General features: G+C 70.4%; 24 protein-coding genes. 7 read left to right on the top strand and 17 right to left on the bottom strand.

Going from position 1 to position 25,635, the window contains the following annotated elements; genetic code table 11:
* Positions 1-10: 10 nt before the first annotated feature.
* From LK09_RS11915 to LK09_RS11905, 3 genes are all read right to left on the bottom strand, one after another.
* Positions 11-640, bottom strand: a complete 630-nt coding sequence (locus LK09_RS11915; protein WP_197061040.1) for a cupin domain-containing protein — start codon at positions 638-640, stop codon at positions 11-13.
* Positions 637-1,767: an FAD-dependent oxidoreductase gene (locus LK09_RS11910; RefSeq protein ID WP_039399488.1), complete on the bottom strand. Its 1,131-nt coding sequence runs from the start codon at positions 1,765-1,767 to the stop codon at positions 637-639. The genes LK09_RS11915 and LK09_RS11910 overlap by 4 nt, the downstream gene beginning before the upstream one ends.
* 98 nt (positions 1,768-1,865) lie before the next feature.
* Positions 1,866-2,780, bottom strand: coding sequence for a LysR family transcriptional regulator (locus tag LK09_RS11905; RefSeq protein WP_197061039.1), 915 nt, complete (start codon positions 2,778-2,780; stop codon positions 1,866-1,868).
* Positions 2,781-2,868: 88 nt separating this feature from the next.
* Between LK09_RS11905 and LK09_RS11900 the strand changes: the two genes are divergently transcribed.
* From LK09_RS11900 to LK09_RS11875, 6 genes are all read left to right on the top strand, one after another.
* The gene (locus tag LK09_RS11900; protein ID WP_039399771.1) at positions 2,869-3,804 is read left to right on the top strand and encodes a VOC family protein; all 936 of its coding nucleotides are present in this window, start codon (positions 2,869-2,871) and stop codon (positions 3,802-3,804) included.
* A 36-nt stretch (positions 3,805-3,840) separates the two neighbouring features.
* The gene (locus tag LK09_RS11895; RefSeq protein ID WP_052226699.1) at positions 3,841-4,359 is read left to right on the top strand and encodes an RpiB/LacA/LacB family sugar-phosphate isomerase; all 519 of its coding nucleotides are present in this window, start codon (positions 3,841-3,843) and stop codon (positions 4,357-4,359) included.
* Positions 4,360-4,367: 8 nt separating this feature from the next.
* Positions 4,368-5,135, top strand: a complete 768-nt coding sequence (locus tag LK09_RS11890; protein ID WP_039399486.1) for a cyclase family protein — start codon at positions 4,368-4,370, stop codon at positions 5,133-5,135.
* Positions 5,136-5,164: 29 nt separating this feature from the next.
* Positions 5,165-5,458 carry a putative quinol monooxygenase gene (locus LK09_RS11885; protein WP_039399484.1) on the top strand — a complete coding sequence of 98 codons (294 nt, stop codon included), beginning with the start codon at positions 5,165-5,167 and terminating at the stop codon, positions 5,456-5,458.
* A 1-nt stretch (position 5,459) separates the two neighbouring features.
* A complete protein-coding gene (locus LK09_RS11880) occupies positions 5,460-6,428 on the top strand; it encodes a fumarylacetoacetate hydrolase family protein (RefSeq protein WP_197061038.1) in 969 nt (322 codons plus the stop codon).
* 64 nt (positions 6,429-6,492) lie between these two features.
* The gene (locus LK09_RS11875) at positions 6,493-7,419 is read left to right on the top strand and encodes a LysR family transcriptional regulator (RefSeq protein ID WP_052226698.1); all 927 of its coding nucleotides are present in this window, start codon (positions 6,493-6,495) and stop codon (positions 7,417-7,419) included.
* Here LK09_RS11875 and LK09_RS11870 read toward each other — a convergent pair whose 3' ends face one another.
* Both LK09_RS11870 and LK09_RS11865 read right to left on the bottom strand, forming a co-directional pair.
* Positions 7,420-8,796 carry an NADP-dependent succinic semialdehyde dehydrogenase gene (locus tag LK09_RS11870; protein ID WP_039399482.1) on the bottom strand — a complete coding sequence of 459 codons (1,377 nt, stop codon included), beginning with the start codon at positions 8,794-8,796 and terminating at the stop codon, positions 7,420-7,422. It lies immediately after the preceding gene.
* 143 nt (positions 8,797-8,939) lie between these two features.
* A complete protein-coding gene (locus LK09_RS11865) occupies positions 8,940-9,956 on the bottom strand; it encodes a VOC family protein (RefSeq protein WP_039399481.1) in 1,017 nt (338 codons plus the stop codon).
* A 219-nt stretch (positions 9,957-10,175) separates the two neighbouring features.
* Between LK09_RS11865 and LK09_RS11860 the strand changes: the two genes are divergently transcribed.
* Positions 10,176-11,438, top strand: coding sequence for an ROK family protein (locus tag LK09_RS11860; RefSeq protein WP_052226697.1), 1,263 nt, complete (start codon positions 10,176-10,178; stop codon positions 11,436-11,438).
* Positions 11,439-11,456: 18 nt separating this feature from the next.
* Here the strand turns inward: LK09_RS11860 and LK09_RS11855 are convergent, their stop codons facing one another.
* Genes LK09_RS11855 through LK09_RS11805 form a run of 12 tightly spaced genes read right to left on the bottom strand, consistent with a single transcriptional unit; the run spans position 11,457 to position 25,630 of the window.
* A complete protein-coding gene (locus LK09_RS11855; RefSeq protein ID WP_039399479.1) occupies positions 11,457-12,458 on the bottom strand; it encodes a sugar phosphate isomerase/epimerase family protein in 1,002 nt (333 codons plus the stop codon).
* A complete protein-coding gene (locus tag LK09_RS11850) occupies positions 12,455-12,871 on the bottom strand; it encodes a C-glycoside deglycosidase beta subunit domain-containing protein (protein WP_039399477.1) in 417 nt (138 codons plus the stop codon). Before LK09_RS11850 ends, LK09_RS11855 begins: the two co-directional genes overlap by 4 nt.
* 9 nt (positions 12,872-12,880) lie before the next feature.
* On the bottom strand, positions 12,881-13,045 hold the full coding sequence (locus LK09_RS21985; RefSeq protein WP_231563023.1) for a hypothetical protein: 165 nt from the start codon (positions 13,043-13,045) through the stop codon (positions 12,881-12,883).
* Positions 13,038-14,081 (bottom strand): sugar phosphate isomerase/epimerase family protein, encoded by a 1,044-nt coding sequence (locus tag LK09_RS11845; RefSeq protein WP_039399475.1) that lies wholly within the window; start codon positions 14,079-14,081, stop codon positions 13,038-13,040. Before LK09_RS11845 ends, LK09_RS21985 begins: the two co-directional genes overlap by 8 nt.
* 9 nt (positions 14,082-14,090) lie before the next feature.
* On the bottom strand, positions 14,091-15,311 hold the full coding sequence (locus LK09_RS11840; RefSeq protein ID WP_231563022.1) for a Gfo/Idh/MocA family protein: 1,221 nt from the start codon (positions 15,309-15,311) through the stop codon (positions 14,091-14,093).
* Positions 15,308-16,450: a sugar phosphate isomerase/epimerase family protein gene (locus LK09_RS11835; protein ID WP_052226696.1), complete on the bottom strand. Its 1,143-nt coding sequence runs from the start codon at positions 16,448-16,450 to the stop codon at positions 15,308-15,310. The genes LK09_RS11840 and LK09_RS11835 overlap by 4 nt, the downstream gene beginning before the upstream one ends.
* The gene (locus LK09_RS11830) at positions 16,447-16,851 is read right to left on the bottom strand and encodes a C-glycoside deglycosidase beta subunit domain-containing protein (protein WP_039399473.1); all 405 of its coding nucleotides are present in this window, start codon (positions 16,849-16,851) and stop codon (positions 16,447-16,449) included. Before LK09_RS11830 ends, LK09_RS11835 begins: the two co-directional genes overlap by 4 nt.
* The gene (locus LK09_RS11825) at positions 16,848-18,455 is read right to left on the bottom strand and encodes a GMC oxidoreductase (RefSeq protein WP_039399471.1); all 1,608 of its coding nucleotides are present in this window, start codon (positions 18,453-18,455) and stop codon (positions 16,848-16,850) included. Before LK09_RS11825 ends, LK09_RS11830 begins: the two co-directional genes overlap by 4 nt.
* Positions 18,452-19,246: a TIM barrel protein gene (locus LK09_RS11820; protein ID WP_039399469.1), complete on the bottom strand. Its 795-nt coding sequence runs from the start codon at positions 19,244-19,246 to the stop codon at positions 18,452-18,454. Before LK09_RS11820 ends, LK09_RS11825 begins: the two co-directional genes overlap by 4 nt.
* A gap of 35 nt (positions 19,247-19,281) precedes the next feature.
* On the bottom strand, positions 19,282-21,921 hold the full coding sequence (locus LK09_RS11815; protein ID WP_039399757.1) for a glycosyl hydrolase family 2 protein: 2,640 nt from the start codon (positions 21,919-21,921) through the stop codon (positions 19,282-19,284).
* The gene (locus LK09_RS11810) at positions 21,918-24,119 is read right to left on the bottom strand and encodes a glycoside hydrolase family 3 N-terminal domain-containing protein (protein ID WP_039399467.1); all 2,202 of its coding nucleotides are present in this window, start codon (positions 24,117-24,119) and stop codon (positions 21,918-21,920) included. Before LK09_RS11810 ends, LK09_RS11815 begins: the two co-directional genes overlap by 4 nt.
* Positions 24,116-25,630 (bottom strand): family 43 glycosylhydrolase, encoded by a 1,515-nt coding sequence (locus LK09_RS11805; RefSeq protein WP_039399465.1) that lies wholly within the window; start codon positions 25,628-25,630, stop codon positions 24,116-24,118. Before LK09_RS11805 ends, LK09_RS11810 begins: the two co-directional genes overlap by 4 nt.
* Positions 25,631-25,635 lie beyond the last annotated feature (5 nt).

Here is a 25,635-nt window from a genome sequence, read left to right as displayed (position 1 = left end):
CGTCCCCCGCTCAGTCCCGCGGCCCGCGGCGCATGAGGCCGTCGTGCACGTCGGCCGGCAGCACGCTGACCAGATCGGGCCCGAATTCCCCGCCGACGAGCACGAACGCCACCCGCGCGACGGTGTCCGTCCGGTTCGCCCAGGCGTGGTCGGTGCCCCGCTGCACCACGATGTCGCCGGCGCGGGCGGTGACCTCGCTCTGGTCGAGGATCAGGGTGATCTCGCCGTCGAGCACGATGCCGTAGTCGATCGACTCGGTGCGATGCACCGGCGACTGGCGCCCGTGCTCGTCGAGGTGGCCGGGAAGGAACTCGTTGATGCGGATGCGCGTGCCGTGCGCGGACGGCGGAACCGTGATCGCGCCTGGGCCCACGCGCCCCGAGGCTCCGGGCGCCGCGCCAGCGGCGGCTGGAGAGGGCGTGGGGACCGTCGGGTCCTCGGCGCCGGCGCGGATCACGGCGGGCGCGGTGTCGGTCGCCCACACCTCGTGGAACGCGACGCCGTCGTCCGGAAGCACGCGGCTCACCGGCACCGGACCGTCGTCGACGACGATCGAGGCGCCGGAGTCGTCGTGCCCGGTGACGATGCGTCGCGGCACGCGGAACCGCTCGACAGGCCCGGGGACCGAATGGGTCGTCACGGCGCCGGCACCAGCGCGGCCAGGGCCTGGCCCATCACGCGGCCGGGGTCGGCGCCGGGAGTCCCGGGGTGGGTCTCCCACTCGGCCAGCTGGAGGGAGGCATCCACGACGCCCTTGATCCGCGGGATGCGCCGGGCGTAGAAGCCGGCGAGCTGCTGCTCGAGGTCGCCCGCCGGCGTGATCGTCTCGGCGAGCACCACGGCATCCTCGATGCACATCGCCGCGCCCTGCGCGATCAGGGGCGGAACGGCGTGCACGGCCTCACCGAGCAGCAGGACCCGCCCGCGGTGCCAGGGAGCGTCGACGAAGATCCACTCGATCTGCTGGAAGTTCAGGAACGTCGACTCGTCGATGGATTCGCGCAGGTAGTCGAACTCCCCGTGGAAGTCGGCCATCAGCCGCTTGACCTCCTGCCAGTCCGGCAGCCCGTTGTCGGGGCGCTCGGGCCGGCACAGCACGAAGATGTAGCACTGGTCTTCGCTCACCGGCGTGTAGCCGACCTTGAGCGCGCCGTCGCCGGTGAACGGGAACGCCATGCCGCCCTTCATCTCGGGCGTGCGCGAGGTGACGGCCCGCCAGATGCCGAGGCCGGACGGGGCGCGGTCCGCGGTGATGCCGAGCTTCGGGCGCGTCGGCGACTTGATGCCCTCGGCGACGATGATGAGGTCCCAGGTCTCCGTGGTGCCGTCGGAAAGCACAGAGGTGGCCGTGGCGTCCTCGTTGTTCTCGAACGACGTCATCTCCAGGCCGAGACGGATCTCCACGCCCAGCGACTCGGCCTTGGCGACGAGGATCTCGTGCAGGTCCGGACGCAGCGCGCCGATGGTCGGCGGCAGGTCGTCGCCCCCGGTGCGGGGCGTGTGCATCGGCGCCATGACGCGGCCGTCCGCGAAGAACAGGGTGATTCCGTCGTCCTCGGGGTGGCTCTTGGCGAGCACCTCGTCGAGGATGCCGAGCTCCCTGAAGGCGCGAAGGGCGTTGCCCTGGATGGTGAGGCCGTGCCCGACCCGCGCCCAGGCGGGTGCCTTGTCCACGAGCGTGACCTTCACGTCCCGCTGGGCGAGCGCGATGGCGGCGGTCAGCCCGGTGAACCCGCCGCCGACGACCAGCACGTTGCGAACAGACATCATCGTCTCCGATCTGCACGCGCGAACGGGATGCGCGGGTGCAGGATCGACGTTAGAGGCAGAACCGTCCGGTCAGTATGCGGGCCGCACGATGCCTGTCATCGGGGTTCGCCGCGTCCGGCATCCGCCCAGCGCCGCGCAAGGCCGCGCATCCAGGCGTGGGCGTCGTCGTGGGTGTGGGCGGGATGCCACCACAGCCGCTGGATGAGCTCGGTCGTCTCGAACGGCGTGGGCACGGCGATCGTGCGGGTGACGGCCTCGTTGCGCCGCACGAGCCGGCTCGGCACCACGCCGATGAGGTCCGTGCCGCCCACGATGAGCGGGATCGACAGCAGCGTCGAGGTCGTCACCCGGACCTCGGGGAAGATGCGCAGCTCGTGCATCCGCCGCTCGGCGGGCGTCATGTGCGCGCGGCCGAAGTCGGTGCGGATGAACGGGCTCGCCGCGAAGTCGTCGAGCGAGATGGCACCGCCGGCGACGACGGGATTGTCGCGGTCTGCGACGACCACGTATTCGTCGCGGAACACCTCGATGCTCTCGCCCTCGATTCCGATGCCCGGGGCCGCGACGACGAAATCATGGGCGAGCAGGTCGTGCTCGGCATCCGTCGGCTCGGACGGAAGGCGCTGGAAGTCGACGCGCACGCCGGGAGCCTCCGCCTGCGCGAGGTCGAACAGGGAGCGCAGCTCGAGCACGCCGAAATCGGTCACCTGGAACGTGAACGTGCGGGTGCTCGTGCCCGGATCGAAGGAATCCTGCCCGAGCGCCTGCGCCACGAGGGGCAGCGTGAGCTGCACCTGCGGGAGGATCTGGCGGGCCAGCGGCGTCAGCTCGAAATCGCGGCCGACGCGCACCAGCAGCTCGTCGTGGAAGACCGTGCGCAGCCGGGCGAGTGCCGTCGACATCGTGGACTGCCCCACCCCGATCCGCTCGCCCGCACGGGTGACGTTGGTCTCCTCGAGCAGCGCGCGCAGCGCCACCATCAGGTTCAGATCCGTCTCGCCGCCGACCACAGATGCATGGTATCCGGCCATCGCATGGCCCCGGGACCGGGGCCATGCCTACCCTCGGGGAGTCGCCCCCGATGAAAGAAGGCCGATGATGACCGAACGCCTCGTCTCGCACCTGCGCTACGCCGCCCTTGCCGTGCCGGACTTCGCCGTGGAGCGCGACTTCTTCGTGAACCACTGGGGCCTGACCGAGGTGCACGCGCAGGACGGCCTGAGCCATCTGGCCGCCGAGGCGTCGTCCGAGCCGTTCATCCTGCGTCTGCGCAGGGCCGACAAGCGCATCGACCTGGCCGGCTTCGCCGTGCGCAGCCGTGCCGACATCCACGCGCTCGCCGACAAGCTGCACGCGGAAGACGTGCAGTTCGTGCACGAGCCGCAGGAGCTGACCGGCTACAGCGGCGGCTACGGATTCCGCGTGTTCGATGGCGACGGCCGCGTGCTGGAGTTCTCCACGGGGTACGAGACCCGCACGCCCCGCAAGATCCGCGAGCGCGAGCCGATTCCGGCGAAGCTCTCCCACCTGGTCTTCAACTCCGCCGACCTGAACCGCACGGCGCAGTGGTACGTCGACCACCTCGACTTCACGATCTCGGACTCGCTGGTTCGCCCGGACGGCACCGAGATGATGCACTTCCTGCGCTGCAATCCCACCCACCACTCCATCGCCGTGGCGATGGGTCCGCACCACTCGCTGCACCATCTGTCGTTCGAGATGCGCGGCATCGAGGAGTGGATGCGCGGGGCCGGCAAGATCCTGCGCTCCGGCGCCCGCATGGTGTGGGGCCCGGGCCGGCACAACGCCGGCGACAACACCTTCGCGTACTTTCTCGACCCCGCCGGCAACACGATCGAGTACACCACCGAGCTGTCGATGGTCGACGACGAGTCGTGGGAGCCCCACCGCCACGACATCAGCGACCTCTCCACCCAGGACCAGTGGGGCACCGCCGCCGAGATGAGCGAACTGGTCGCCCGCGAATCGTTCAACGACATCGACAAGGGCCTTTTCGTCGCACCCCCGGTGTGACGCGGACCCCCCACGGCAGAAAGCACGGAGCACCTCATGACCCGCATCCATCTCGCCGCCGATCACGGCGGCTACGAGCTCGGCCGCACCCTGCAGGCCCGGGCCACGGCATCCGGCTTCGACGTCGTCTGGCACGGCGCCGACGCCCTCGACCCCGGCGACGACTACCCGGTGTTCGCGATCCGAACCGGCCGGGCCGTCGTCGACGATCAGGATGCCGGTGTCGACGCGTTCGGCGTGCTCGTCGTCGACGAGGCCGCCGCCGGTGTCGTCGCCGCGAACAAGGTCAACGGCGCGAGAGCGGTCACCACCACGTCGCCCCGCAGCGCGGCCCATGCCCGCGCCGTCGTCGACGCGAACGTGCTGGTGCTGGAGGGCATCGCCTTCGAGGAGTCGGCCTGGCTGAACCTGTACGCGTTCGTCACCTCCGGCATGCAGCAGACGGTCCAGCGCGGCCGCCAGATCCTGCAGATCGAGGAGTACGAGAACGCCGGCACGATCGAGGGCTGGGCCGTGCAGCTCGAGCCCGAGCAGATCGCCGTCCGGCACGACTGAGGATCCAGATGCGCTTCATCGACCTGTCCATGCCACTGGACGACGTCATCCCCGTGGACCCGCCCTTCCTGCGCCCCAGGATCGAGTACAAGGACCATCAGGCCGGTCTCGCCGACATGAACGCCATGTACGGCATCCGGCCCGACCAGCTGCCCGACGGGCAGGGCCTCGCCGCCGAGACCGTCACCATCACGACGCATGCCGGGACCCACGTGGATGCTCCCTGGCACTACCACCCGACGATGAACGGCGGCGAGTGCGCCTGGACGATCGACGAGGTGCCCCTCGACTGGTTCTTCCGCCCCGGGGTCAAACTCGACCTGCGGCATCTGCCGAGCGGACACCTCGTCACGCCCGCCGACATCGACGCGGAACTGGAGCGCATCGGCTACCGGCTGCAGCCGCTGGACATCGTGCTCGCCCACACGGTCGCGGCGGATGCCTACGGCCGCGACGACTACATCGACACCGGCATCGGCTTCGGCCGTGACGCCACCCTGCACCTGACCGGCCAGGGCGTGCGCGTCGTCGGCACCGACGCCTGGGGCTGGGACCTCCCCGTCAGCATCAACCGGCGCGTGTTCGAGGAGACCGGCGACCCGTCGGTCGTGTGGGAGGGGCACAAGGCCGGTGCCGAGGTCGGCTACTGCCAGATCGAGAAGCTCCAGCACCTCGACCAGGTGCCCGCCACCGGTTTCACCGTCGCATGCTTCCCCACGAAGGTGCGCGGCGCCTCCGCGGGCTGGACCCGCGCGGTCGCCCTCATCGACGACTGACCGACCCCTTCCAGAACAGAGGACCCACCATGGCTTTCGTCTGCAGCGCCACCTGGACCGCCAAGCCCGGCTTCGAGGACACCGTGCGTTCGGCGCTCGCCGAGCTCTCCCCCGCGTCGCGCGCGGAGCCCGGAAACCTGTACTACCAGGCGCACTGGAATCCGGAGGAGCCGCGCGTCTTCCGCATCTTCGAGGTGTACGCCGACGAGGACGCCTTCACAGCCCACGGCACGTCCCCGCACTTCGAGAAATGGGCGCTCGGTCAGGCGATCCCGGCCCTGGAGACCCGGCAGCGGGACTTCTCCGAGACGCTGGATTTCTGACGTGGTGCAGTTGGCACGGTACGTCGGCCCCAACGGGATCGTGCACACCGGCCGCATCCAGCACGGGCGCGTCCAGGACATCCCGGGCGACCCGGGCATCCTCGACCTGCTGACCGGCCCCGACCAGCTCCGCCGCGACCTGCTGGTGCGCGCCGGGAAGCAGCAACGGCTGCCGCTGGAACAGGCCGTCTTCGCGGTGCCCGTGCAGCCGCGGGCGATGCGGGACTTCCTCGTGTTCGAGGCGCACATCGCCGGCATGAAGAAGAACGAACCCGGCGACGGCGGCGTGCCGCCGCAGTGGTACGAGGCGCCGGCGTTCCTGTTCATGAACCCGTGGTCGGTGGTGCCCACCGGCGCCGACATCCCGATGCCACCGGGAACGCGCAGGCTCGACTTCGAGCTGGAGGTGGCGATGATCGTCGAGCACACCGTGCGGGACGTGCCCCTCGACGAGGCGCACGAGCACATCGCCGGCTTCACGATCCTCAACGACTGGAGCGCCCGCGACATCCAGGCGGACGAGATGCGCGTGGGTCTCGGCCCCGCCAAGGGCAAGGACTTCGCGAACACCCTCGGCCCCTGGATCACCACTCCGGACGAACTGGAGCCGTACCGCGAGGGCGACCGCTACGCACTGGAGATGTCGGTCGCCGTCAACGGCGAGGTGGTCGGCACCGACAACCTGCGAAACATGTCCTGGTCGTTCGAGGAGATGCTCGTGCACGCCTCGCGCGATGCGTGGGTGGGCGCGGGCGACGTGCTCGCCACCGGCACCGCCTCCCAGGGGGCATTGTCCGAACGCTGGGCGCGAGCCGGCGGAGAGCTCGTCATCCCACCGCTGCAGGTCGGCGACGTCGTGACGATGTCGGTGCAGGGCCTGGGCTCGATCCGCAACCGCATCGTCGAGACGGTGAGCCCGGACCATCGCGTGCCCGCCGCCCGCCGGACGTACGGTGCCGACCGTCTCTGAGCCGGCAGCGGCCACCGGTGAGGACCGCCCCCGTAAGCTGGCCGGGACAGCGAAGGGGCCCCGGGTGAACGATCTGCGCGACATCGATCTCAACCTGCTCGTCGTGCTCGACGCCGTGCTGACCGAACGCAACCTCACCCGGGCCGCAGAGACGCTGGGCACCACGCAGCCGACAGTCAGCGTGGCGGTCGCCAAGCTGCGCACGCTGCTGGACGACCAGCTGCTGATCCGTTCCGGCCGCGTCTCGGAGCTGACTCCGAAAGCGGTCGCCCTGCAGCCGGTCGTCGCCGCCGCGATGGCGCAGATCGACCGCACCCTCAACCTTCGCCCGCAGTTCGATCCGGCCACGAGCGATCGGCGCTTCCGGCTGTCGGCATCCGACTACGCCCTGTCGGTCATGACCGCGCCGCTCCTGGAGGTGCTCGAGCGGGAGGCGCCCCGGACCTCGATCGAGTTCAGTCCGCTGTACGAGGTCGAGCCGATCGATCTGCTGCGTGACGACGTGGTCGTCGCCGCGCAGCAGGTGGGGGTGCCCGGCAAGCACCAGGCGCTGTTCTCGGACTCCATGGTCTGCGTGGTCAGTGCCGACAATCCGCGCCTGGTCGACGGGCGCCTGTCGATGGAGGATCTGGCCACGCTGTCGTACGTCCGCGTGTCGTTGGCGAACGGGGTGTCGCTGTATGCGGACGATGTGCTCGCGGCATCCGGCATAAGCCCACGCGTGCGCCGCACCGTGCCCGGCTTCCTGCCGGTCCCGTTCACGGTAGCCGGGACCGAGATGTTCGGGTTCGTCCCGGCGCGCGCGGCCGAGCTCTACGCCGACGAGCTCGGCCTTGCGATCGCACGGATCCCCCTGCCGCTGCCGGTGCTGGTCGAGTCGGCGTACTGGCATCCGTCCCGCAACGACGATCCGGCGCTGCGCTGGCTCATCTCGACGCTCGTCCGCGTCGCCGAGAAGGTCGAGTTCGCGGATGAGGATGCCCCGGCCTGATCAGGCCTTCCAGACCGTCTTGAGGTTGCAGAACTCGCGGATGCCGGCGGCGGCGAGTTCGCGCCCCACGCCGGAGTCCTTGACCCCGCCGAACGGCAGTTCGGGGAACGACACGGTCATGCCGTTCACGAACACGGCCCCGGCGTCCAGGTTCCCGGTGAACCACTCCTCCTCGTCGGCGTCGTTCGTCCAGATCGCCGAGCTCAGCCCGAACGTGGTGCCGTTGGCGATCGCGAGGGCCTCCTCGCGATCCCGGACCCGGTAGACCGTCGCCACCGGCCCGAACGCCTCCTCGGCGTACAGCCGCATCTCGGGGGTGACGCCCGTCAGCACGGTCGGCTCGTAGAACCACCCGTCGCGGTCGGGCACCGTGCCGCCGGCAAGCACCGTGGCGCCCTTGGCGACGGCATCCGCCACCTGCTGCTCCAGCTCGTCGCGGCCGGACTCGGTCGCCAGCGGGCCCACCTCGGTGGACTCGTCCAGCGGGTCGCCCACCTTCAGTGCGGCCACGCGCTGGGCGAACAGGCGGGTGAACTCGTCGAAGACGTCCGCGTGCACGATGAAGCGCTTGGCCGCGATGCAGGACTGGCCGTTGTTCTGGTTGCGCGCGGTCACCGCGACCTCCACGGCCCGATCCAGGTCGGCCGAGGGCATCACGACGAACGGGTCCGAGCCGCCGAGTTCGAGCACGACGTGCTTGACCTCGCTGCCGGCGATCGAGCCGAGCGAGCGGCCGGCCGGCTCGGAGCCGGTGAGCGTCGCCGCCTTGACGCGCGGGTCGCGAAGCACGCGCTCGACGCCGGACGCCGGGATCAGCAGGGTCTGGAACGCCCCCTGCGGGAACCCGGCACGCGTGAACAGCGTGTCCAGGTAGAGGGCGGACTGCGGCACGTTCGACGCATGCTTGAGCAGACCCGCGTTGCCCGCCATGAGCGCCGGGGCGGCGAAGCGCAGTACCTGCCAGAGCGGGTAGTTCCACGGCATGACCGCGAGCACGACCCCGATCGGGGCGTAGCGGGTACCCGCACGGGAGGCGTTCACGGTCGAGGGATCGGCGAGAGTCTCGGGGGCGAGGAACTCCTCGGCGTGCGCTGCGTAGTAGCGCATGCCCTTGGCGCACTTGTGCACCTCGGCGCGGGCGGCGGCGATCGGGCGGCCCATCTCGATCGTGATGAGGCGGGCGCACTCCTCGACGTCGTTCTCGAGCAGATCGGCGGCGCGCAGCATCCATTCCGCGCGGTTCGCGAACGAGGTGCCGCGCAGCTCGCGGAAGGCGGCGTCGGCACGCGCGATGCGCTCGTCGACCTCGGCGTCGGAGTGGGGTTCGAAGGTGCGCTCGACCTGGCCGGTGAAGGGGTTCAGGGTGGCGATGGGCATGACGGAACTCCTGATCGGTTCGGGCTCTGCCACGAGCCTAAGCGCGTGCCGGATGCCGCGGGGCCGGCGTGCGCGGATGGGAGGGATCCGTGCACGCCGGGACACCCCGCGGCGCGGGGACTCGATCCTGAAGCCCGCGACCGTCACCCCCGCCCGTGCACGGCGTACGGGTTCAGCAGCGCATCCCGGATCTCGTCGGGCACGCCCTCCTCGGTGGCACTCGGGCCGTCGGCGGCGGGGAACGACTCGGTCATCGACATCGGCATGGCGCCGTTGCGGTAGAAGTTGTTCGACCCCATCGACGGCGTCCAGGTGTTCGGCTCCCAGTCGGGAACGTAGTTGCGGTAGCCGCCGGTGTTCAGCTCGATGCGCAGCGTCGACGGCTCGCGGTAGTAGAGGAAGTTCTGCTCGCCGATCCCGTGGATCGACGGGCCGTACTCGATCGGCACGCCGTGCTCCATGAGCGTGTCGGCGGCGATCAGCAGCTCCTCCCGGGTGTCGACCCAGAACGCGAAGTGGTTGACGCGCCCGGGCCGGGTGGAGCCGTCGAGGACGACCCCGAGGTCGTGCGACTTCTCGTTCGTCGTCAGGACGCTGAACACCGAGATCGGCGCCTCGTCGAGAAGAGTGCGTGCCATGATGCGGAATCCGAGCACGTCGTTGTACCAGGCGGCGAAGGCATCCACGTCGCTCGCCGCGATCGTCACGTGATCGAGCTGCCGAGGAGCACCGGCCACGGTGCTGCGCTTCGCCGGCCGGTCCGGGTACAGGGATGCCGCACCCGGCTCGGCCACGTGGCGCGTGACATCCCAGTGCAGGGTCATCGGGTGCCCCCACGGGCCGGTGAAGGTATACGCCCGACCGATCTTGTGCACCTCGGACCAGTCGCCCTGGACACCCGCATCCTCGAGACGCCGGACGGCCTCGTCGAGCGCCTCGGGGCTCGTCGTCCGCCACGCCATCGTCGCCAGCGACGGCTCGTCGCCGGGGAGCACCACGACCGAGTAGGCGTAGTGGTCGCCCCAGCAGCGCAGGTAGACGGCGCCGTCCACGCGGTCGACGACGGTGAGTCCGACCCGGTCGACGTAGAACGCGACGGATGCCTCGACGTCCGGCGTCGTGATCGCGACGTACGAGAGGTGGGAGAGCAGCTTGATCATCTTCGATCCCTTCGTGACGGATGCACGGCATCCTCTTCTCCCTCCACTTTTCCGCGGCCGGTGGACATCAGGGAAGACCCGGTCGGCTATCTCGCGCATCACGCACATTGATGCCCACTCGAGCCCACTTAGGACGCAATCGGTTGGAAGGTGCCACGATCCGGGGAATAGTGCGCGCAGTTCACCCGCTTCGCACGCATCGTTGTGTCAGAATCAACCATGGCCAAAGAGTCCGCGCTGCGTTTCGGCGCACAGACCGATGAAGTGACGAGCCTGCTGCGCATCGTCAATCTGGTGCGCACCGGCGAGGCATCCACCCGCCCGGAGATCGGCCGGCTGACCGGTCTCGGGCGCGGAGTGGTGACCCAGCGCGTCGAGGCGGCGATCGAGATGGGATTCCTGAAGGACGGCGAGTACGGTCCTTCGTCGGGCGGCCGCGCCCCGCGCACCCTCGAGTTCGACGCGGGCCAGGCGTACATCGTGACCTGTGCTCTGGGCGCTCTCCACATCCGCGTGGGCCTCGCGACCCTCGACGGCGAGATCCTCTCGCACGCCCACCGCGCCTGGGACATCGTGCGCGGTCCCGCCGAGACCCTCGACGCGGCCATCGCGCTCGTCGAGGAACTCCTCGCTCAGGTCGACGATCGCCCGATCTGGGCCGTCGCCGTCGGCGTTCCCGGCCCGGTCGACTACGAGAGCGGCGCACTGGTCGCGCCTCCGATCATGCCTGGATGGAACGGATTCAACGTGCGACGACGGTTCGAGCAGCGCTTCGACGCCCCCGTCTGGGTCGACAACGACAGCAACATCCTCGCCCTCGCCGAGCGCGTCCACCGGCGCGCTGACACGGTCGACCTCATCTACTGCAAGGTCGGCAGCGGCATCGGTGCCGGGCTGCTCTCGCGCGGGCACCTGCATCGCGGCGCCAACGGCGCCGCCGGCGACATCGGGCACGTGCGCGTCCGGGACTCCGAAGTGCTGTGCCGCTGCGGCAAGGTCGGATGCCTCGAGGCGGAGGCCGGCGGCTGGGCGATGGTGCGGGATGCCGACCAGGCGATCGCCGACGGAGCGACCGGCGCCCTGGCCGCGCGTCGGCAGAACGGCGAGCCGATCACTCCGGAGGTCCTGACGCTCGCGGCGATCGACGGAGACGCCCTCGCGATCTCCCTCGTGCAGCGTTCGGCGCGACTGGTCGGAGAATCCGTCGCCGCCCTCGTGAACATGTTCAACCCGGGTGTCATCGTCATCGGCGGGGCGATGGCCGGCGCCGGGGAGATCTACCTCGCCGAAGTCCGCCAGCGCGTCTACGAGCTCTCGCTGCCGCTGGCCACCCGCGATCTTGCGATCGTGAGCTCCCTCAAAGACGAGTCGGAGCCGCTCCGCGGCGCCGCCGAACTCGCCATCGAGGAGCTGTTCGAGGTGTCCCTCCCCCGCTGGTTCGCCAGCGGCCGCCCCACCATCGAGGGCGTCAAGGCGGCCTGACTGAGTCCCTTCGCGGGCCTACTTGGTCGAGAAGGCCGCGTCGAAGGTGGCGGCGGGCGGAGTGATCGCGTTCAGCTTCCGCACGAACGCGATCGCTTCGGGGGCGCCCTGCAGGCGGTCCATGCCGGCATCCTCCCACTCGACCGAGGTCGGGCCGGTGTAGCCGATGAAGTTCAGCGCGCGGAAGACGGGCTCCCACGGCACCTCCCCGTGCCCGGTGGACACGAATGTCCATCCGCGGCGCGGATTCGCCCACGGCAGGTGCGAACCGAGCACCCCGTTGCGTCCGTCGAGGTTGGTCACGGACTCCTTCACGTGCACGTGGAAGATGCGGTCGGCGAAGTCGAGCACGAATGCCACCGGGTCGAGCTGCTGCCACATGAAGTGCGACGGGTCGAAGTTGATCCCGAAGCTCTTCCGGTGTCCGATCGCGTCCAGGGTCGCCTTCGCCGTCCAGTAGTCGTACGCGATCTCCGACGGATGCACCTCCAGCGCGAACCGCACTCCGACCTCCTCGAACACGTCGAGGATCGGATGGAACCGGTCGGCGAAGTCCTGATAGCCGGCGGCGATCCACTCGTCGGATGCCGGCGGGAACATCGCCACCGCCTTCCAGATCGACGACCCGGTGAAGCCGGTGACCGTCTTCACACCGAGCTTCGCGGCGAACCGTGCGGTGTCCTTGAGCTCCTCCGCCGCGCGTTGCCGGACGCCCTCGGGGTCACCGTCGCCCCAGACGCGGTCGTTCAGGATGTCGCGGTGCCGCGCATCGATCGGATCGTCGCACACCGCCTGTCCGGCCAGGTGGTTCGAGATCGTCCAGACCTTGAGGCCGTTGCGCTCAAGGATGTCGAGCCGGGACTGCACGTACTCCTCGTCATCCCACCGCGACACGTCGATGTGGTCGCCCCAGCAGGCGATCTCCAGTCCGTCGTAGCCCCACTCGCCGGCGAGGCGAGCGACCTCCTCGAACGGCAGATCGGCCCACTGGCCGGTGAACAGGGTGATCGGGCGGCTCATGCGAGCACCACCTCTCGCTCGACGGGAACACGGTTGGTGACGTACCGTCCCGGCCCGCCGTCGGTTCCGGGCATGATCTGCATGTACAGCAGGCGCATGGTCAGCACGACCTCGACCAGGAGCCTATCCCCGGCCTCGGGCACATCGTCAAGAGCGATGACGACATCCGGCCGGTCGGCGACGAACCACAGCGTGTCCCACTGCTCGGGAAGCTCCTCGATGCGGTACGAACGACCGCCCAGCTCGAAGCGCAGGCGCTCGCGCGGGATGGCGATGCCGTTGACGGTGGCATCCACCCCGTCGACCGCGGACAGCCACAGGCTCCGGTACCAGGGCAGCTGGACCGAGACCGCGATGCCGTCCGGGCGTCGGGTGACGTCCTTCTCGGAGAAGAGGGAGTTGTGAGTGGCCATGGCGCTTCCTTACGCGAACGTGTCGGTGAATGAGTCGTGCGGCACGGGCGGGACCGGCTCGAGCTTCTGCACGGACGAGGGGCTGTAGGGGTGGTTGGCCAGCTCCTCGCGCAAGCGGGCGACCTCGGCCAGCAGGTCGGCGAGGGATGCCTCGGCGATGCTCGTGTCAGACATTCGCAGCCTCCTTCTCGCGCACGGCATCCTCGATCGCGCCGCGCATGAGCGCGTGCTGCTTCTTCACCAGGTCGATGGGGTCGGCCTCGCCGAGGTCCTGGAAGGCGTGACCCTCCCATTCGCTCGACAGGAACCCGCGGTAGCCGCCCTCGACGAACTGGCGCACGATGCGCGGGATGTCCATGGCGGGCTCCTCGCCGTCGGCGCCGATGTCGTAGAACTTGGCGTGGACGTGGAAGATCTGCGGCATGATGTCGAGCCACTCCGCAGGCGGCACCAGGCCGTGCATGTTGAACGCGAGGCGGGTGAACGGCCCGAACCTCAGCGGGTCGACGCCCTCACCGGTCAGGTAGTCCTCGAACTTCTGGTTTCGCACGTGCATGGGCGTCGGCTCGTGCCAGATCTCGTCCATCACGGCGAAGTGCTTCTCGTCCATGCCCATCTTCGCGAGCTGGGCGAGCAGCGTCGGCGAGAGACTGTGCATCGTCGAGGAGAAGTCGGCCGTGAAGCCGAGCCGGTCGCTGCCGAGCTCCTCGTACAGTTCGCGGATGCCGAGCACCTTGGGATCGTTCGGTCCCTGCGGCGCGTGGATCTCGAAGCCGAGGCGCTGGTCGTAGCGTTCGGCCAGCGGCAGCAGCGAGCGCAGCAGCTCGCGGCCGGCCGAGCGGATGACCACCCGTGTGAACCCGAGCGTGTGCGCGGTCTTCAGCTGCCGGGCGAGGAAGTCGTGCTCCTCGTCGGGCGTCATGTCGCGGTCCTTGCGGCGACCCATGTCGAGGTTCGTGCCCACGGCGCTCGGCTCGAGTTCGTACTTCTCGAGCGTGTCGAACCAGAGTTTCACGAAGTCCGCGTCGACGTCCGGATACGTTCGCAGCAGTTGCGCGATGTTGAATTCGACGCCGGGCCCGATGCCGTTCTCGGCGACCGCCGCGATGAGCGTCTCAGGCGTGTACAGGCCGGCGGCGAACTCGCTCGTCATCGAGTAGAGCGTCGTCCCGAGCCGGATGCCGGTGCCGGCGATTCCGTTGGGTTCCATTTCTGTTCCTCATCCTTCGTGGTTGTCGTTGCTGCGGACCGCCTCGGCCCGGGTGCCGACCACGCCGGTCCACGCCGACGACGCCGCGGCGCTGGCCTCGACCGCCGTTAGTACCTGCTGCACGGCCAGACCGTCGGCGAACGAGGGACGCGGGTCGGTGCCGTCGTGGATCGCGGTAACGAGGTCGACCACCTGGTGGGTGAAGCCGTGCTCGTAGCCCAGCATGTGCCCGGCGGGCCACCACGCGGCCACGTACGGGTGCACGGGTTCGGTGACGAGGATCGTCGTGAAGCCCTGCACCGCATCCGGCGCGGTGCGGTCGTAGTACTGCAGTTCGTTGAGACGTTCGAGGTCCCACGCGAGGGCGCCGCGGTCGCCGGACACCTCGATGGTGAGAGCGTTCTTGCGGCCGGTCGCGAAACGCGTCGCCTCGAACGAGACGAGGGCGCCGTCGGCGAGGCGGCCGGTGAAGATCGCGGCGTCATCGACCGTGACCTCGCCGAATCCGTCGGCGGCGGTGCCGGCGAGGCCCTTCGACAGGCTCAGAGCGCCGGTGCCGGAGAGCGGACGCTGCTTCACAATCGTCTCGATCGTGCCCGACACCGCCGTGACGTCCTGCCCGGTGACGAACCGGGTCAGGTCGACGATGTGCGCGCCGATGTCGCCGAGCGCGCCCGAGCCGGCGCGCTCCTTCTGGAGCCGCCAGGCGAGCGGAACCTGCGGGTCCACCAGCCAGTCCTGCCGGTACGCGGTCCGCACCTGCTGCACGCGTCCGACCCGGCCGTCCGCGATGAGGTCGCGCAGCAGCGTCACCGCCGGCACACGACGGTAGGTGAAACCGACCATCGCCCGGATCCCGCGCTCGTGCGCGCGGGCGGCGGCGTCCGCCATCGCCTCCGCCTCCGCGACGGTGTTCGCCAGCGGCTTCTCGCACAGCACGTGCTTGCCGGCATCCAGCGCGGCGATCGCGATCTCGGCGTGGGAGTCGCCCGGGGTGACGATGTCGACGAGGTCGATGTCGTCGCGGGCGATCACCTCCCGCCAGTCGGTCGCCGACGCGGCCCAGCCCCAGCGCACCGCGGCACTCGCGGCGGCCTCCGCGTCTCGACCGACCACGACCGCCATCTCGACGTCGTCCGGCAGGTCGAACACGCGTGGCGCCTGTCGCCACCCGACCGAGTGGGCGGCGCCCATGAAGCCATGGCCGATCATCGCGACGCGCAGCGTCATGCGGACGCTCCGGTGCGGGCCGGGAGCCACGCGGCCAGCTGCCGGCGCGAGGCATCCGCATCCGTCGTCATCGCCGAGCCGGCGTCCTGCGCGGCGGAGCGCTGCACGGCCTGCTCGCCCGCGATGATCTCGAACGGCGACTGCCAGTGGTTCCAGTGCCACCCCTCGTATTCGCTCGAGATCGCGCCGTTGTAGCCGTTCTCGACGAGGAGGCGGATGAGGTCGCGCACCGGCACCGAGGGCTCTTCGCCGCGCTCGTCGATGCCGAAGAACTTGCCGTGCACGTGCTTGATCCACGGCATGATCTCGAGCCAGTCGGAAACGCGCGCCGGGCCGAACAGGCCGGTCCCGTTGATGGCGAAGTCGATCCCGAGGTCGGGGCGGCCGTTCTGCGCGCCGAGCGCGATGAACCGGCCGAAGCGCTGCCCGTGATCGGCCTGGTCGGCGGGCGGCCCGGCTTGGAAGAACTCGTCCCACAGGGCGACGACCTTGCCGAGCAGGTCCTCCGACGCGCCGCGGCGCCGGTAGGCCTCGACGAGCGACGGCGCGAAGCCGACGGTCGTGGCGCCCCAGTCCATCGTGAATCCGAGGAACGGCGAGCCGACCTTCTCGTACCGGTCGCGCAGCGCGAGGATGCGCGGATGCGACGCGTACTGGTCGGCGTGCACCTCGAGAGCGAGGGTCACGCCGTACTTCTCGGCGACCGGGGCGAGGGCCTCCATCGAGTCGGGCTCGATGGAGATCTGCACGCGCGCGATCGGGAAGCCGAGCTTCGCCGCCGCTTCGATCTGCCGGCGCATGTACTCGATGAGTTCGTCCTGGTTCAGCAGGCGATCGCGGTGGATGCCGATGTCGGCGTTGATCGCCAGCGACGTCGTGACGAGGCCCGTCTCCGCGACGAGATCGCGGAACCAGCCGGCGAACGCGTCGTCGATCGTCGGGAACCCGCGGAAGCTGGAGAATCCGATGATCTCCAGCCCGGGGCCGTAGCCGGAGGCGGCGACCTTGCGGACGAGGCCTTCGAGGTCGTACTCGCGACCATGGAAGGCGCGCGTGAAGCTGTAGAGCGTGACGCCCTGGATGGGCGCGCCGGCGGGCTGCCCTTCGACAGGCTCAGGGCGCAGGGTCGTGCCGGTCATGCGGCCACCGCCTCTCGTGCGGTCATGGTCTTGGTGTCGTGCTCCTCGATGTGGAGCACCTCGCCGTCGCCGATGATGATGTACGGGATGTAGAGGGTCAGCCCGACGCTCACCTCGTGGTCGCCGCCGGCCGTGACCGGCAGGTCGCCGGAGAGCACGCACGAGTCGAGCGGGAACCACCACTCCTCGGTGTTCGTCGCCAGCTCGGCGAACGTGAACGTGCGGCCGTTGAGCTCCCACCGCAGCGATGCGGCCGGCGCCGCGACGCCGTCGACGGCGAGGGTCGCGCCGGCGATGCAGGATGCCGGCAGGGCGCGGTACCAGGGGATCCGCACCTCGACTGCGGCGCGTGCGCCGTCGATGGTGAGCGTGCCCTGCTCGATGATGCGATCCGGGATCATCCCGACCTCCTTGAACCACTTCGTTCTGTTTCAAACATACTAATGTCGGTTTCCTGCTTAAGCAAGTCTTCGGCGATCCGACCCGCTCCGCGCACGGCGAGCGCGACGCTGGTCAGAGTCGGGTTGCAGGCTGTCGCGGTCGGGATGACCCCGTTGCCCGCGACGAACAGGCCGGGGACGTCCCACACCTCGCAGTCGGGTCCGCAGACGCTCCGGCCGTCGTCGGTCTCCCCCATCCGGACGCTTCCCTGGTAGTGCAGCGAGGCGCCGAGCGGCATGGTGAACGGTCGCTCGTCGAGGGGTTCTCCGACGGCGCGTCCGAGACGCACGATCTCGGCGCGGGCGCGGTCCAGCACGGCGTGGTCGTGCTCCGTGAGCCGGTAGTGGATCGCCATGGCCGGCATCCCGTAGGTATCGGTCTCGGTGTCCGAGAACGCGACGCGGTCGTCCCACTGCAGGTCCTTCGCGGTGAACAGCCCGAGACCCACGATCGAACCCGGCACCGCCGGGTCGTCCTCGGCCAGCGGCACCGGAGAGGCATCCAGCTGCATGATCTGTCCGTGCCACGGCTCGGCGTCCGTGTAGGGCACCCAGCTCACCCCGCTCTGCTCGCTGATCGCGCCGCCCACGACCGCGTGCTCGTCGGACTGACCCGCCGGACCGGACGCCGCGGCCACGGGCGCGGCATCCCGGATGCGCGCGGCGAAGACGACCTGGGACTGGTCGTTGAGCATGCGGCCGAGCGCGGCGGGCCGAATGCCCGACGCCCACAGCACCTGCGGCGTGCGCAGGGCGTCGGCCGCGACCACCACGAAGCGCGCGCGGACCGTGTGCGAGTGCCGGGTGCGCCGGTCGCGCACCTCGACCCCGACGGCGCGGCCGTCCTCGACGAGGACGCGCGCGACGAGGGAGTCGTCGTAGAGCGAGAAGTTCGGGTTCGCCCGGGTGACGTCGCCGAACACCACGTCCGACCCCGACCACACCAGGCGTCCGTCGTCGCGGCGGTGCACGGCCAGCGGCATGCGCTGCACGCGCCGGTGCGGCGCACGGCCGTCGTCCACCGCACCGGCCAGGCGCTCGCGCACGAGACCGGTGAAGGGAGCGCCGTCGAACGCGTCGGTGGTGACCCCCAGCAGGCGGTCGCCCTCGTCGAGCAGTTCGTCGAGGTCGGGCAGGAACGCGATGCGCTCGCTCTCGCCGGGTCGCGGACACGCGCCCGTCCAGTGGGCTCCCATGCCGCCGACGTTGCTGGAGAAGGCGGCCACCGGCATCCCGTCCTCGCCGGGGAACGCGTAGCCGTCGGGCAGCAGGTAGGTTCCCGGCCGCGCCATGCGGGTCCCGGCCTTGACGGCGCCCGGGGACGCGACCGTCTCCTCCCCCGCGCCGGGGCCCTCGGATCGTTCCTGCGCCTGCGCGCGGGCGGCGGCATCCTCGATGTTCTTCACGTGCGCGCCGGGCGGGTCGGAGACGATCGGGCCGACCTCGAACATGGCCACGGTGGCCTGCGGCGCGCGCTCGCTGAGGATGCGCGCGTAGGCGGCACCGGTCGGTCCGCTGCCGACGATGACGACGTCGACGGACTCCGGATAGCGGTGCATTCTCATGCCGTCACGGCCAGTTCGCGGATGAGCGCGACGGATGCCGCAGACTCCTGCGTCGGGTAGTACTCCAGCCCGATCGGGCCGTCGTAGCCGGCCGCGCGCAGGATGCCGAGCCGCTCGGTCCAGTCCAGCGATCCGGAGCCGGGCTCGCCGCGGCCGGGGGCGTCGGCCAGCTGCACGTACGCGATCAGGTCGCCCGCGCCCGCCAGTTCGGCGGCCATGTCCTCCCCCTCCACGGCCGAGTGGTAGATGTCGTACAGCACGCCGAAGAAGGGCGAGTCGACGCCGCGCGCGACGTACACGGCCTCGGCGGTGCGGTCCAGCAGCGATCCGGGGTGGTCCACGCGCACGTTGACCGGTTCCAGGGCGAGTGTGATGCCGGAGCCGTCGATCTGCGCGATCGCCTTCTGGTAGATCTCGACGAGCTTGTCGAGCTGCACCTGGCGCTTCCAGCCCCCGAAACCGGTGCCGCTTCCGACGACGATGCGCGGGCAGCCGAGCTGCTGGGCGATCGCGACCCCCTCGTCGAGCTTGCGGTAGAACTCCGAGTGGTCCCACGGCGGGATCATGAACTGGGTGCGCGGCTCGGCCAGCTGGGCGGTGAGGACCGTCCCGGTCTCGTCGAGCGCGGCCTTCAGCGCCGCGAGGTCCTTGGGCGTCGCGGGGGCGTCGACGCCGGTCGGACCCCACATCTCCACGGCGTCGAATCCGGCTGCCGCGGCCGCACGCACGCGGTCATGGTAGTCACCGGCTTCGGTGAAGAGCAGTTCGATATTGGGTGCGAGCTGATACATGTCTTCTTCTTTCGGTCCCTGAGCCTGACGAAGCGTCAGGGCATCGGTTGGTCGGGGGTGGCGCGCTGCAGCGGCGCGATCGTGACGGGTCCGAGCAGGCCCGTCGGCTCCTGTTGGGCGAACGCCGAGAAGAAGTCGGGGTGCGCCTTGACGAGCGTGTTCGTGACCTCCACCTCGAGGGTGCTGGAGGTCGTGAGCAGTCCGTCCGGGATGGTGAAGCGGTACGGCGGGGCGATGCGGGTGCCGAGGTCGGCGCCGTTGACCGTCACCTGGGCGATCTCGTGCACCTCACCGAGATCGAGCACGAACGCGCCGTCGAGCCGGTCCGGCGCCACCGTCGACGTGTACCGGATCGTGCCGCTGAAGCGCGGCAGGAGTTCGGGACGATCGAGCGGGACCAGGTCGTCCAGCGATCGCCAGGGCGTGAAGACCGGGTACTGCTGGGCGGTCGCCGTCGCCACCGTCCAGTCGGCGGCCACGACGACGGGCGCACCGGCGACGGCCGCAGCCTCGACCGGAAGATCGCGCCAGGCCACCGGGTCTCCGACGAGGAGGACGGATGCCTCCCCCGGCGCGAGGTCGAGGGGCACCGCCGTCCCGGCCGTCGTCTCGGTCGAGAACGGCACCCGGCGGCAGGTGCCGGTGACGGCGTCGAACGCGATCACCGCGCCGGCCCGCGGCACCGTGAGTGTGGTGCAGACGCGCTCGCGGGTGGACTCGTTCATCAGCATCACCACGTCCACGGCCCCGAGGTCGCGGCGGTAGGCTCGCAGCCCGGGTGCGGATGCCGCGACCCGCACCGCACGGGACGTCAGCGAGGCCGCGACCTCGGCCAGCTCGGCCAGCGGCACGGCCCGGAAACGGTCGGTGAGATCGGTCGCGGGCCCGCCGTGCACGCGCGGCACCCGGTCCACGAAGACCACCGGGATCCCCGCTTCGTCCAGGCGCAGCAGCTCCCGCGCGACGGAGGACGGCAGAAAGTCGCTACCCGGCACGACGAGGGCGTCGTACGTCTCCTCCCCGAGCGTGAAGGCCGCCCCGGCGGCCCGAGCCTGCGGCAGCGCGTCGCCGGGGACGATGTCGGCATCCAGCTGGGCCTCCATCAGCACCCGCAGCGGCCGCTCGCACGGCTGGGCTGCCCCCAGCCATTCCGCATCCGCATGGTAGAGCACCGCGAACGGCGCGACGTGGACGCCCCCCTGCAGCAGGTGACTGAGGCGATTCGTGTACTCGCTCAGCAGGTGCTGGTACCGGTACTGCGGATTCTTTCCGTGCGCGTAGAAGTGCGGCGGGCAGTCCAGGTCGGGGAAGGGCGCCGGCGAGAACGCGTGCGGCACGACGTGCGTCACGCCGCGCACGAGCAGGTGATTGGTCAGCCAGGTGAACAGGCGCAGCCCGGCGTACCAGCCGGAGGCGCCGATCGTCTCGCACATCGACCGGCCCGCCTTGCGCGGATCGAGGTGCGCGGCGGAGGAGGCGAGCTTCGCGAGTCCGAAGTGGAAGAACTCCCCGTCGGCGGCTCCCGCCATGTTCGCGAAGGGTCCGCGGGAGAATCCCGGCACGACCTGCCCGCCGATGATGTCGACACCGGCCATGTCCTGCCCGGCCATGGCTCGGAAGTAGTGTCCGGCGCCGGGGCCGAGGCGCGCGTGCGCGCCGTTGTCCTCGATGACATGCCCGATGTACTCGACGTCGTGCGCGTGGCACCAGTCACCCAGCTGCCGGCTGAAGCCATCCGAGTACAGCCGCGAGACGACGTCCATGTAGGCGGAGCGGACGCGGCGCTCGGCGCCCTCGGCCGGCGCCCACAACAGCGGCACCACCGGGAGGCAGTCCTCGCCGAGCGCGGCGGAGAGCGCCGCGGCGACGTGCTCGTTCCACGGCAGCGGCACCGCCTTGCCGAGCGCCGACCCGAAGTCGAAGGTGTCCGGGTCGTTGTAGAAGCCGGGCTCGTCGCTGAAGAACCCGGCGATGGTGGTGCCGAACTCGTCGGCGTACCGGGCGTGGATCTGCTCGTGCACCGCATCGAGGAGCAGCCGGGTGGATGCCGGGTTCAGGTAGTCGATGTGATCGGTGTGCGGAGCGCTTGCCCCATCGGTCGTCTCGCTGACGAAGAACACCCGCCACCAGCCGTCCGGCACGTCCCAGTGCACGACCCCGTCCACGATCCGGTCGGTGAGGTCGATCGCATCACCGACGAGCGTGTCGGAGTCCTCTGCACGGGGGTAGGCGAGAACGCGCAGCAGACGCCCGGGATCGAGAGAAGCCGCCGGTCCGAAGAACATCGTGCGCTCGACGAGCAGGGATGCCCCGCACGCCGGACCGACGACGTCCGTGTGCCGCTCGGTGAGGAAGCGCCGGCGCAGGTTCGGCGGAGCCGAGGCGACCGCTCCCCCGGCGTGACCGGTCGGGAACGTGTCGTCGTCGAAGAACCACACCTTCATGCCGCGCCTGCGGGCGATCTCGAGCACGGCGTCGACGTCGCGCCACCAGCCGTCCTCGAGGAACTCCGGATGCGGACGCGCCTCCAGGATCACGGCGCCGATGCCGGCATCCCCGATCCGCTCCATCTCGGTGCGCACCACCTCGACGGGTCCGCCCTTCTGCCAGAACAGCGGCATGATCGCGTTCGGGACGTCGCCGGCGACGGCCTCGCGCAGTCGGTCCAGGGTCATGCGGATGCCTCCGATCGCGCGCACGCTGTCAGTTCCAGTCGCGTGGTGAGCGACGAGGTGCCGTCGCTCACCGTCAGGGTGAAATCTCCGGGCTCGAGGAGGCGCCGTGACCCGTCCGCCCAGAACTCGAGGTCCGTCGCGTCGAGCCGGAACGCGACCCGGGCGGACCCGCCCGCCGCCAGCGGGATGCGCCGGAATCCGCGCAGCCGCCGCACCGGCTGGGCCACGGACGCGACCTCGTCGGTGACGAACAGCATCAGCACGTCATCGCCCGCCCGATCGCCGGTGTTGCGCACCGTCACCGCAACCTCTGCGCTGCCCTCGCGCAGTTCCCCGATCGTGATCGCGTCAGCTGAGACGGTCAGGTCGTCGAGGGCGAACGTCGTGTAGCTGAGCCCGTGTCCGAAGTCGAACCGCGGCCCGAGCGGCAGGTCGAGGAACTTCGAGGTGTAGTGGTCGTCGGTGTTGTTCGGCCCGGCGAAGCCGGTGACGGGGTCGACGAACGACGCGGGCGATCCGACCAGTCCGCCGCCGGTCCGCGGCGGACGTCCGGTCCGTTCGTGATCGTGATGGATCGGCACCTGTCCGACCGCTCGCGGGAAGGTCATCGGCACCCGGCCGCCCGGATTCACTGCGCCGGAAAGCGTCGCGGCGATGGCGGCGGGACCCTCGACGCCGAGGTGCCACGTGCACAGCACGGCGTCGACGCGGTCGACCCAGTCCTCGACGACGAGGGGGCGCCCGGTGGCCAGCACGACGACGACGCGTGCGCCGGCGTCGGCGAGCGCGTGGATGACGCGACGCTGCGCATCGGGCAGCGTGATGTCCGCGCGGGATGCCGCCTCGCCGGAGAGCCGGCTCGGCTCCCCGAGAGCGAGGACGACGAGGTCGGCGGCGTCCGCCCGCGCGACGAGGTCACGGATCTGCCCGTCGGAGACGGTGAAGAAATCCGGTCCGTCCGCGACGTCCCAGGCGACGTCCGGCAGCCGGCGTGCGAGCGCCTCCGCGAGGCTCTGGTCGGCGGGCGTCGCGAAGTGCTGCACCCAGGCGCCGAGGTGATCGAGGCTCCGCGCGTACGGCCCGGCGAGGAGGATGCGGCCCGTCGCCGGGAGCGGCAGAGACCCGCCGTTGGTCAGCAGCACGGGGCAGCGCTCCGCCGCGCGCCGGGCGAGTTCGCGGTGCGCGGGCGTCGTCCCCACAGCGGATGCGGGATCGGCGGACGGGGCGGCGAACAGTCCCAGGCGATCCTTGAGGCGCAGCACGCGTCGCACCGCGTCGTCGATGCGTTCGGGTGAGACGTCGGCGGGGGTGAGCAGCGGGATGCCGGCCCCGTCGACGAGGAGCGTTCCGCCCATCACGATGTCGATTCCGGATTCCAGGGCCAGCGCGACCGCCGCCCGCTCATCCGGCGCGACTCCGTGATCGACCAGCTGGGCGACGCCGTCGGCATCCCCCACCACGACCCCGTCGAATCCCCACTCCCGCTTGAGCACACCGGTCAGCAGCGCATGGTTGCCGTGCATGGGGTGCCCGTTCAGCGAGTTGAAGGATGCCATCACGGTGACGGCGCCGGCCTCGACGCCGATGCGGAAGGTCTCCAGGTATGTCTCGCGCAGCCGCCGATCCGAGACATCGGCGGTGTTGTAGTCCCGCCCCGCCTCCGCCGCACCGTACGCGACGAAATGCTTCAGGCAGGCGGCGACGCTGTCGCCCGCGGCAGGACCGTCGCCCTGGTACCCCCGCACCTTCGCCGCAGTGAACACGGACGACAGGTGCACGTCTTCGCCGAATCCTTCGACGACGCGCCCCCACCGCGGGTCGCGGGTGACGTCCACCATCGGCGAGAACGTCCAGTTCACGCCGTGCGAGCGGGCCTCGATCGCCGAGACGCGCGCATCGTCGACGGCGGTCTGCGGGTCGAAGCTCGCCGCCTGGGCGAGCGGGGTCGGAAAGATCGTGAACTGCCCGTGCACGACATCCAGCCCGATGAGCAGCGGGATGCCGAGCTCGGTCTCCTCCACGGCGATCCGTTGCAGCGCATCCGCCTCCGCCGCGCTCGGCGGCCAGAAAGTGGAGCCGAGTCCGCGGCGCACGAGGGCGTCGCGCTCCGCGGCATCCTGCCGCCACACGATCTGCAGCTGCAGCAGCTTCTGGGGCCACGTCATCCGGCCGAGGAGTTCTTCGATGTCGATGCTCATGCGACCGTCTCCGTGGGCAGCGCGCGGTACCGGAACCTTCGGAACACGACGCCACCGTCGCCGGCCGCGAACAGTGCCGGCCGCAGGCTCTTCAGGTCGTTGATCGTCGCGGAGTGAGCCCCGGAGGTGTCGTAGCGGACGCCGTGCCGGACCCACTCGGCTCCGGGGGCGCGATGCCAGCCCGTGACGATGTGATGGTCGTTGCGCAGACGCAGGTGAATGCTGCTGCCCGGTTGCGACGGCTCACGCCAGTGCGTGCGGATGCCGCCCGCATAGCTGTGCATCTCCGCACCGTCCCAGCCCATCCCGTAGAACAGCCGGTCGTTGAAGTACAGCAGCAGGCCGCCCTGGGCGGCGCCGTCGACCTCCAGTTCGACCTCCACCTCATACGCGCGGTCCATCGACCACGTCGTCAGCGGTGACGAGTCGGCCGGCCCGGTTCCCTTGCCGCGCAGGGCCAGGCCCTCCGCGAAGCTCGCGCGTGCGGCCTCGTCACGACCCGGGTTGTCGAACACCCAGCGCTCACCCCAGGCGGGCTCGGTGAAGTCGTCGGACGGCGCCGGCACGGCGACCGGAGCGGTGCGCGGCCCCGGCTTCGCCTGGACCGCACCGACATCGCGTGCGGGAGCGATCGGCCAGCCGTCCTCAGTCCACTCGATCGGCTCCAGGAGCGCCTGACGGCCCAGGGTGCGGTATCCGTTCTCGTATCCGTGCGACACCATGTGCCACTCGTCGCCGGGCCCCGGCAGAATCGTCGCGTGCCCACGGGACCACCACGTCTCGTCGGCCGTCCAGGTGCGCGCGATCGGGTTGGCCGGGGCGTTCTCCCACGGTCCGAGCACCGACCGCGACCGGGCGACGATCACCATGTGCCCCGTCGCGGGGCCTCCGGTGCCGCCGACCGCGCTGACGAGATAGAACCAGTCGCCGCGGCGGAAGAGCTTCGGGCCTTCCAGCGCGTAGGCCTCGGTGACCCATTCGTCCGGGTAGCACCAGCCGTCGTAGGCGGGCTCGAGTTCGGTGACCGCCCGCAGCCCCGCGGCATCCAGCCGGCAGCGTCGGATGCCGCTGACGAACAGGTAGCGCTCGCCGTCCTCGCCGACGATGTGGCCGGGGTCGATCGCCCCGGACACTCCCGTGGAGACGGGTTCGCTCCACGGACCCTCGGGGGCATCCGCGTGGATGACCCACACCTGCGGCGAGTCGATCGCGTCCGACCAGGCACTGGGGATGAACGGGATGTAGATGTAGTACCGGCCGTCGTGCTCGACGAAATCGGGCGCGAAGACGGTGCTCAACGGCTTCGCGAGAGCGCACGTCACGAACGTCCAGTTCACGAGATCGGGTGAGCGCCAGATCGGAAGACCGGGTGCCGCGTCGAACGACGAATACGTCAGGAAGTACTCGTCGCCGACGCGCAGCACGCTCGGATCGGGCCGGTCGCCGGGCAGGACGGGGTTGCGGAATCGACCGTCGCCGAGGTCGGCGGCGGTGCGGGCGGAGACGGTCATCCCGG

The sequence above is a fragment of the Microbacterium mangrovi genome (assembly GCF_000802305.1).
Taxonomy (GTDB): domain Bacteria; phylum Actinomycetota; class Actinomycetes; order Actinomycetales; family Microbacteriaceae; genus Microbacterium; species Microbacterium mangrovi.
This window is presented reverse-complemented; position numbering and strand designations above follow the sequence as displayed.